General features: G+C 32.3%; 9 protein-coding genes. 3 read left to right on the forward strand and 6 right to left on the reverse strand.

Annotated elements, in window-relative coordinates:
* Nucleotides 1-80 precede the first annotated feature (80 nt).
* Nucleotides 81-719 carry a VanZ family protein gene (locus tag ABS911_RS12955; protein ID WP_350467900.1) on the reverse strand — a complete coding sequence of 213 codons (639 nt, stop codon included), beginning with the start codon at nucleotides 717-719 and terminating at the stop codon, nucleotides 81-83.
* Nucleotides 720-1,008: 289 nt separating this feature from the next.
* Here ABS911_RS12955 and ABS911_RS12960 point away from each other — a divergent pair, with 289 nt between their 5' ends.
* From ABS911_RS12960 to ABS911_RS12970, 3 genes are all read left to right on the forward strand, one after another.
* A complete protein-coding gene (locus ABS911_RS12960) occupies nucleotides 1,009-3,162 on the forward strand; it encodes an LTA synthase family protein (RefSeq protein ID WP_350467901.1) in 2,154 nt (717 codons plus the stop codon).
* A gap of 184 nt (nucleotides 3,163-3,346) precedes the next feature.
* Nucleotides 3,347-4,099: a hypothetical protein gene (locus ABS911_RS12965; protein WP_350467902.1), complete on the forward strand. Its 753-nt coding sequence runs from the start codon at nucleotides 3,347-3,349 to the stop codon at nucleotides 4,097-4,099.
* Nucleotides 4,100-4,129: 30 nt separating this feature from the next.
* Nucleotides 4,130-4,696, forward strand: a complete 567-nt coding sequence (locus ABS911_RS12970) for a hypothetical protein (RefSeq protein WP_350467903.1) — start codon at nucleotides 4,130-4,132, stop codon at nucleotides 4,694-4,696.
* A gap of 71 nt (nucleotides 4,697-4,767) precedes the next feature.
* Here the strand turns inward: ABS911_RS12970 and ABS911_RS12975 are convergent, their stop codons facing one another.
* From ABS911_RS12975 to ABS911_RS12995, 5 genes are all read right to left on the reverse strand, one after another.
* Nucleotides 4,768-6,192, reverse strand: a complete 1,425-nt coding sequence (locus tag ABS911_RS12975) for an ATP-binding protein (RefSeq protein WP_350467904.1) — start codon at nucleotides 6,190-6,192, stop codon at nucleotides 4,768-4,770.
* Nucleotides 6,189-6,905: a winged helix-turn-helix domain-containing protein gene (locus tag ABS911_RS12980; RefSeq protein WP_350467905.1), complete on the reverse strand. Its 717-nt coding sequence runs from the start codon at nucleotides 6,903-6,905 to the stop codon at nucleotides 6,189-6,191. The genes ABS911_RS12975 and ABS911_RS12980 overlap by 4 nt, the downstream gene beginning before the upstream one ends.
* A gap of 147 nt (nucleotides 6,906-7,052) precedes the next feature.
* Nucleotides 7,053-7,913, reverse strand: coding sequence for a 3D domain-containing protein (locus ABS911_RS12985; RefSeq protein ID WP_350467906.1), 861 nt, complete (start codon nucleotides 7,911-7,913; stop codon nucleotides 7,053-7,055).
* 403 nt (nucleotides 7,914-8,316) lie between these two features.
* Nucleotides 8,317-8,652 carry a single-stranded DNA-binding protein gene (locus ABS911_RS12990; RefSeq protein WP_350467907.1) on the reverse strand — a complete coding sequence of 112 codons (336 nt, stop codon included), beginning with the start codon at nucleotides 8,650-8,652 and terminating at the stop codon, nucleotides 8,317-8,319.
* Between the two features lie 191 nt (nucleotides 8,653-8,843).
* Nucleotides 8,844-9,190, reverse strand: a 347-nt coding sequence (locus tag ABS911_RS12995) for a hypothetical protein (protein ID WP_350467908.1), incomplete at its 5' end; no start/stop codon positions are given.

Consider the following 9,190-nt stretch of genomic DNA (forward strand, 5'->3'; position numbering starts at 1 on the left):
CATTACAGGGAACAATTTTTATCAGGTATTGCATAAGGTCTCTTTTTTTAAATGTCTTTGACATAGGGTCCATTTTATTTTCAAGTGGTTTTCTTATTTTGCCATTTTTTATATAGCCATTGACTTATTTCAAACAATACAATTCCAATCATTGTTCCAATAGTATTAAAAATTAAATCATCAATATCCGACACGCCTGTAAAGAAAAGAAATTGCATCGTTTCAATTAAAAATGAAACAGCTATCCCAATACCCAATGAGCGTAAAAAGGTATACTTTCTTTTCATTAAATAAGCTGCGCCAAACCCCATGGGAACAAACCAAAGAATATTTCCATATAAGTTATAGTAGTAATCAAACAACGATGTTCCTTGAGTTAATTTAGCCGTTTCTACAAATGGAATCCAGTTGATTTCACTTAAAGGACGCATAACAATGGACACATTCATAATGGAATTATCTTCGCGAAAAACCGTTAAATGAATCAAGAGAAGGATATAAAAAATAAACACATTTAAAACAAACTCTCTGCGCCATTTTATTGGCTGTTTTTTCTTTTTTTTGACAGCTAGAAAGGCTCCACGTCCGATAAGCCAAAAAATAAAATAAACGAAGGTTTGGTCAACGCTGTGAAAAATTAATTCTACTAATGGAAAGTGATTGATTGATTCGCCAAACCTCGATTCAATCCAATCAAAGAGGGGTTGCAAAAATACCATTAAAAAATCCTCCTCATTTGTCATTACGAATTAAGTATACATTATTATTAAGGGATAGTTTATTCGAAGTATCTAAATTTTACGTAAACTTTACTTTTCAAAACTTATCCCTGATACAATAGACATTTCCCTAAAATATTCAGCTATTTTAAAGCAAGTAAAATTGACTATAATGTAAATAAATTGTAAAATGTGTTATGATGCAGGATTATCGCAGGTCTCATTTAAAATTGAAATTTTCAACTTATATTATTTATACTGTGGTCATTTATTTAAGGAGGATTCAACAGTGAACAACATAAAAAAACTACTACAAACGAGGCTGGGATTTTTTTCTTTGGCAGTTATCGTTTTTTGGATTAAAACGTATATAGGGTATCAAGCAGAATTCTCTCTCGGTGTAGAAGGAGTTATGCAACAATTTATTTTATTGATTAACCCAGTTGCGACAACGATTATTTTATTTTCAATTGCTCTTTACTTTAAGAGTTCAAAAAAAGCATATATCGCTTTAATAACGGTCTATACATTAATGACTATTTTATTCTTTGCGAACATTCTCTACTATAGAGAGTTTTCAGATTTCCTATCGGTCAGTACCATCTTGGGCGCCGGAAATGTTGCTGGAGGCTTAGGAGCAAGTACTTTTGCTTTATTGCATGCAACTGATTTTCTTTATTTAGTTGACATCTTCATCTTGATTGCTTTATTGGCTACTAAGAAAGTAACAATGGATAAACGTCCATTCAAGAAACGTTATGCATTTGCAGCTACGATTGTTGGGTTTACCTTATTTGCTGGTAACTTGGCATTAGCTGAAAGTGATCGTCCCCAATTACTGGCTCGTACATTTGACCGTAATTATATTGTTAAATATCTTGGTATTAATTTCTTTACAGCTTACGATGGTTATCAAACTGCTCAAGCTAATCAAGTTAAAGCAAATGCTGATGAATCAGATATTGAAGGTGTCTTGAGTTATGTGGATGAACATTTTGCTGGGGCTGATGCAGAAATGTTTGGCATTGCCGAAGATCGCAATGTTATCTATCTACATTTAGAAAGTTTCCAACAATTTCTTATTGATTACAAATTAGAGACTGAACAAGGCGAAGCACTTGAAGTTACGCCATTTATAAATAGTATCTATCATAATGCTGATACGCAAAGTTTCAGTAACTTCTTCCACCAAGTAGGACAAGGTAAAACAGCTGATTCTGAGATGCTGCTTGAGAATTCTTTATTTGGCTTATCTCAAGGGGGTGCCTTTACACAAGTTGGAGGCAGCAATACTTTCCAATCTGCTTCACAAATCTTAGGCTCAGAAAAGAATTATACGAGTGCTATGTTTCACGGTAACGTCGGTTCTTTCTGGAATAGAGACAATACGTACAAATCAATGGGTGTGGATTACTTCTTTGATGATGAATCTTACACATTCACTGAAGAAAATACGTTAGAGTATGGAATGAAAGATAAAATATTCTTTAAAGAATCTGTCCAATATCTAGAACAATTGCCTCAACCGTTTTATTCTAAATTTATTACAGTTTCTAATCATTTCCCTTACCCACTGGACGAAGCAAATGTCGATTTCCCAGCTGCTACAACAGGGGATGATACAATTGATAATTACTTTGTGACTGCTCATTATTTAGATCAAGCTATTGAAGAATTTTTTAGTTATTTAAAAGAATCTGGTTTATATGATAATTCCATCATTGTTCTTTACGGTGATCATTATGGTATATCTAATTCAAGAAACGAAACATTAGCTCCATTACTTGGAAAAGATCCTGAAACTTGGTCAAGCTATGACAATACAATGATGCAAAGAGTTCCTTATATGGTCCACATTCCTGGAACGGGTAATGGAAAAATCCATGAAGAATTCGGAGGTCAAATTGATAGTCTTCCTACTCTTCTTCATTTACTAGGTATTGATACAAAAGACAATGTTTTACTTGGAACAGATTTATTCTCTGAAAACCATGATGAAACAGTTGCTTTCCGTAACGGGAATTTTGTAACTCCTAAATACACTGTTGATGGTTCAACTATTTATGATACTGCAACAGGTGAATTAATTGTAGAACCTTCTGAGGAAGTTCTTGCTGAAGTTGAACAGCTAAGAATAGACGTAAATACTCAATTAAGTTTGTCTGACAGCATTTTGACAAGTGATTTACTACGTTTCTATACTCCTGAAGGTCTTGTTACGACAAATCCCGCTGATTACGATTACCGTGACCAATTAGAACGTATGAAGGCTTTAAATGAAGGTTTAGGAACAGAAGATACAAGTATGTATAGTCAAAACGGCAATCAGTCTACTGTTGATCTCTATAAAACAAATGCTCCAGAGTTGCTAGTCGATCCTGAATTAGTTGACGAAACACAACCAGCTGAAACAGAAGCTCCTGACGTTAAGGGTGCAGAGTAAATAAACGATTTTTTAAACTAATTTGCTAATTAGAAAAAAGGTTGGGTCCTAATGGACTCAACCTTTTTTTGTTCTAAAAATCATTTAACTAGCATACCCTCTTATTATTTGCTTCACAGTTTTTTCATATTTAATGATTACAATAAAAATAGAATCAATTTTCAAGTAGAAAGGAGTACTGTGTTTGACAATTGCTAAACGTGCTTATCGTCATTTACAAAATCATCCTTATTTTTTACTGTTTATGCTTACCTTTTACCTAATTTATTTTATCCTAGCTTTTATAGTTTCATTATTGGCCAAACAATTTTCAGATTCCTCCATTCAGTTAAACAGAATTATTGATTCTTTAGATTCACAACATACATCACTGAATGAGCCTTTTAAAGCCTTAGAATCTATTACAACTCACTATAAAATGGAATATCAGTACCTTCTTCTTTTAATCATATTTGCAGGTACACTTAGTATGATAATGATTCAGTTATTTTTAAGCCGATTTAGAAAAAAGGAATACCAAACCTACCTTTTGATGGGAGAACGGGTTTATAAGTTAACCGCCCAATTAATAGTGGAACAACTCCTTTTAATCAACACGATTATTTTGGTACTTCTTTCCATTTACAGTCTATTTGCAACTCCTTTAATGAATCAAGTTTCTCAACTGGAATCTGATATTTTACAACAAGAATTAAAACCAAGTACCTCTCTAGTTCATTTACAAAGGGAGTCCCCTTTATTAAGTAGTGAAAATGAGAATTTAACACGCTTCAATATTAATGCTTTTTTGTCAGGTGAATCTATGCATAACACCTTTACTCAAAATAATACATTGCAAGCTATTATTTTAGTGGGAATCATCAACTTATACAGCTGTATAGTTATCGGTATTCCAAATTATCTGCTGCTATCATTGAAAAAAAATACACTTTCCTAATTTAACCGTCATTACTAAGGAGGAAATATTATGTTTAAAAATTCTTTTAAAAAAACTGACAATCATCCTGTATTTTCAATCAAACCTAAAACGATTTATAGTTTATCAGCTAAAGAAGTTGATTTCTCAATTTTGATGAAGCAATTTAATAGACAGTTAGGTTCTTTTCCGGGAGTCATTACGAAGGATGAGACTTTTATTGATTACTTAACTGTCCGAGAAAACATGCTGCTTGTTTTGTCCTTAGCGTCTAATCAAATGAAACGCTCACTTGATTTAGTAGTAAATGAAGTATTAGAAGAACTCGCTATATCTGACACTTTAGCTGATAAACCTTTTAAAGCATTGCCTTTAAGCCTATTCCTTCAGTTGCAATTACGGTTAAATGAACTATGCAATAAAAAAGTCATTCTAGTAGAAGATTGTTTCAGCTTTGATTCTGCATCTTCAAAACAAGATTGGTTATTATCTCTTCGCTACTATGCACGCACAAAAGGTTTTTCTTTTATTTTAGTTACTTCCGATGACCAGATCTTAGCCTCTGAAATACCGTTTGAACTTGATCCTATCACTTACCATCCAAAAAAAGTCAGTTAAAACAAAAAGATTAGCAGAAGCTAAGACAAATTGTCTAACTTCTGCTAATCTTTTTACTATTTACCTTAGAGCTATTTACTTATTTCATTTAGATCGAATGGAAAAGATAATGTAAAGGTTGTTCCTTCGCCAGGTATACTCTCTACTTCAACACGTGCACCATGCAGATTTACCAATTGCTGAACAATTGCCAGACCTAACCCAGATTCTCCATATTTAGTGTTTTTTCTTGAAATATCTGCTTTATAGTAACGTTCCCATATATTTTTTACTTCTTCAGCAGTCATCCCAATACCAGAATCTTTGATTTTTATGATACTTTCATTCTCAGCATAATAGCCTATAATGCTGATTTTCCCATTAGTTGTAAACTGAATTGCATTTTGAATAATATTTACAATAATTTGGGAGAATCGATCGTAATCTGCGTAGATCATTAATTCTGTTGGGCACTCTAATATCAGTTCATCTCCTGAATCCCTTGCTTTCCCTTTTAACTGTTCAACAATCATTTCTAGTGCTTCATATGCATTAAAAGTTTGTTTTTGTAAAACGATTTGATTCGACCGAATTTTTTCATAATCTAAATTTTCATTTACTAAGCGTATCAAACGACGAGTTTCATTTTGCATCAATTGAAGGCTTCTCTGTTTTTGATTCTCAGGGATCATATCATGCTCAATACCTTCAAGTAGTCCGTTTATGGTTGTTAATGGTGTACGCATTTCATGTGCAGCGTCAGCCATAAATTGTCTACGTCGATTCTCTTGACGTTCAATTTCTTCTTGAGAGCTTTTTAATGAATCAACCATAGTATTAAAATCAGCTGCTAAATCATCAAATTCATCCATTTCTTTGTTTTCTAACTGAACATCGAAATCTCCTTTTGATACTTTATGAGTTGCACTTCTAATACGATTGATTCTTTTTACTTGAAACTTAGCAAAAAAATAACTAGCTATCGTTGCACCTACAATTGAAAAAATAAACGCACTAAACAAATTATTTCTAATATCTTTTAAATTTGATTCTATTGTACTAATTGGCGCACTAACGGCTATAAACCCATAAAAATCACCCGTACTTTGAGTGAAAAAAGGTTGATAAACGATTGCGGTATTGATCTGATTGCCAAAAAAATCTGTATTTCTTTGAGTTAAGGAAATAGGCTCACCATTTTTCAATATTTTTAGATCTTCCTCCGAGATTCCACTAACATATTTTTCAGTTGTACTAGGATAAATCATACTGTCTGTACTATCAAAAACAAAAATTGATACTCCTTGATTCTTTAGAATCGTTTGTCCATTTTCAAGTTTATCCATTTGCAGATTTTCATCTATTAAAGCTTCAGCATATCCAAACAACTGCGTTTCAGTATTTTGATAAGCTGTGTTTCGTGCAAATTGTAAAAATGAAAATCCTAATATGATTAAAACGATTGTCACGACTGCAAAAAAGGCCAGCATTTGTTGATAAAAATAATTCAATCTCATGAGGAAACTCCAGAATCATCGTACTTGTATCCTATTCCCCAGACTGTCTGAATCACTTGTGGCCCTGTTTTATCAATTTTCTGGCGCAATTTTTTGATGTGAGCATCCACTGTTCGTTCATCACCAAAGTACTCATAATCCCAAACGATCGTTAGAAGCTGTTCTCTAGAAAAAACTTGTTTAGGACTTTTAGCTAGTGTATAAAGCAATTCAAATTCTTTAGGCGTCAAATTATCGATAATTTGATCATACAATATAGCTTCACGCGTTCTCTTATCCATTTTAAGATACTTTGTTTCCACTTCATATGCTTTCTCATCTACTTTACCGGCTTCATCATGAATCAGATCTACTCGACGGTATAAAGCTTTTATGCGGGCAATTAAAGTTAATGGACTAAATGGTTTTGTAACATAATCATCCGCTCCAATTTCTAGTCCAATAACTTGGTCACTTTCAGAATCTTTAGCTGTTAGCATAATAATTGGTATTGTTTTTGAAACTTTTCGTATTTCACGACAAATTTGCATACCATCCATACTTGGCAAATTTAAATCTAACGTAATCAAATCCCAATTTTCGTAATCATTTAGAAAAGCATCTAATCCTTCTTTACCATCTTGGACAAACGTAGCTTTCCATTCTTCTTTCATGAAAAACATTTCCATCATTTCGCATACGGATTGATTATCTTCAATCATTAATATATTCATGAAATACCCTCTTTCTCAAAAAAATTCTCTACCTTATTATACTCTTTTTACCATTACAACTAAAGCACCATGCCGAAACATCTCACAATCTTCACTTTTTAGTCAAAAAAGAGAGTCAAGATCATTATCTTAACTCTCTTCTCTCTATTAATTTAAAATGGTTAATTCAACTTCTTGAATACCCCAATTGAACGACTCATCTATACTATCCATATGCAAGTCTACTCGATTTCCAATAATTGCACTTCCTGTATCGCCAGCAATGGCTTCTCCATATCCTTCGACATAAACTTTAGTTCCCAATGGGATTACAGTAGGATCTACCGCAATAACTTGAGGGTTTTGGCTTAAGTCTATTCCTGAAGCAGTGATATTCGTTAGAGAAGGCTGATTTCGACTATAAGCAGTAGCAACTACTGTCATCTTTTCCGTTGAAGCATCAGAAGAGGCCGCACTTGTTTCATCCATATCTGTATCCTGTTGGTTTGCTACTGGGAGAGACTCTTCGCTTGTTTTAGTTTCCCAGGTAAGCTTTTCTGGTTTGATCGTTTCAGTAGTTAAATTTGTTTCAATTTGGATAACTTTATCAATCTGCAATGGTGAATCGTTTGTTACGTGTTCATTCCATTTTATTAATTCACTTACGTCAACTTCAAAAGCAGTTGCGATATTTATTAATGTATCTCCAGATTCTACTGTATAGTCAACTGTATTCTTCTCTTCATCCTCAGTTTTTTCCTGTTCATCTTCGATACTTACCGGTTCTAATAAGGGTTCTTCACTAGATGGTCTAGCAGCTAAAGTTTGAATAATTACTTTACTCTCTTCTCTTTCGTCTATTAAATAATCTAAACCATTTTGTATTCCTAATTCTTCGGATTGTTTAATTTCTGTTTTATCTAATACATCTTCGCTTTTCTCATTCTGAGAAGCTAAAACAGTTGTGATTCCAGTTGTTCCTAATGCCAACGTAAATAAGGCAATGATGGATAAAATATTTTTTTTCATTGGATTATTTTCCTCCTATTTCAGTACGAGAAATAGCATATCACGTACGGTATAGGCTTAGGTTACTTATGAATTAAGGGTCTGTAACACAACGTTTTTTAGTACCGTTTTCAAAGAGACAACTGTAAAGATTCTGAATATTCAACCATATCCTATTCAAAATTATTTTCTCATAATATTAGTTTTTTTTATGTTTAACGTTGCCAGAATAAGGTTTATCAACTCAAATTTTTCTAATTTAATATTCATTTTATGTGTTATTTAATTTTAAATATCCTTTCTTTTCATATGTTCACTATTACAAAAATAGCTATTTGTTCGCTCTAATTTCAATTATTTTTTCTATTTCACTACATTTTATGTGTTTTATTACAATTCCTTAACAATAAATATTCCGCTTTCATTATTTTACAGCTGTTTCTAATTTTTTATTTTGTAAAAAATGTACTTCATCTACTACCATTTCAACCATAAAAATAGTTTCTTCTTCTTTATTGATATAAGACCTCGATTGAATTCTCCCAGTAAGACCTACCATATGGCCTTTTTCACAATAATGATGGATAAGTTTTGCTACTTGTCCCCATGCAACAATAGGAATAAAATCAGTTGGTGGACTATTTTCTTTCTTCCCTCTTCTTGCTACTGCTAAAGTATTATTAGTGACAACTTTGTCATCACCAACTTCTTTAAGTTCTACCTCTCTTACTAAACGCCCAACTAATCCAATTTGATTCATTTTCTTTCCTCCTTTTTAGTGTATTCTTTTTTACTATCTGCATTTTTTATTGATTTGCTTTTTTATTTATTCATCAAAAAATAAAAAAAGTTCTCCTTTACAGTAAACAGTTTTATTTCTTAAGCTGTTTATTATAAAGGAGAACTTTTTTATCTATTAGATTAAAAACTATCTATTTCAAAGGGTTTCCACTAAATCGTTGTTTTATCATCTAAAACGGTCAGTTGAAAAGCATTTACAATAAACAACAAAATAAAAGACAACAGTAGGATCACTAATAAAGCAATTGATTTATATAATGGATTCGAAGTAAACATACCGGTAATAAAAATAATATAATATAAAATATAGATCCTATTACTCCATTTATTGGACTTTATTTGAACTAGTTCACCGTCTTTAACTTCTATGGTATTACTCTTAACTCCGGATTGCGTGACACATATTTGCACAACACTATTAGGAATAGACATTTCAAACTTCTGACCATTTGCTATTTTTGCAACTCTTTCACCATTTATTTTTATCGTCATTTTTA

This window comes from Carnobacterium sp. (assembly GCF_040274425.1).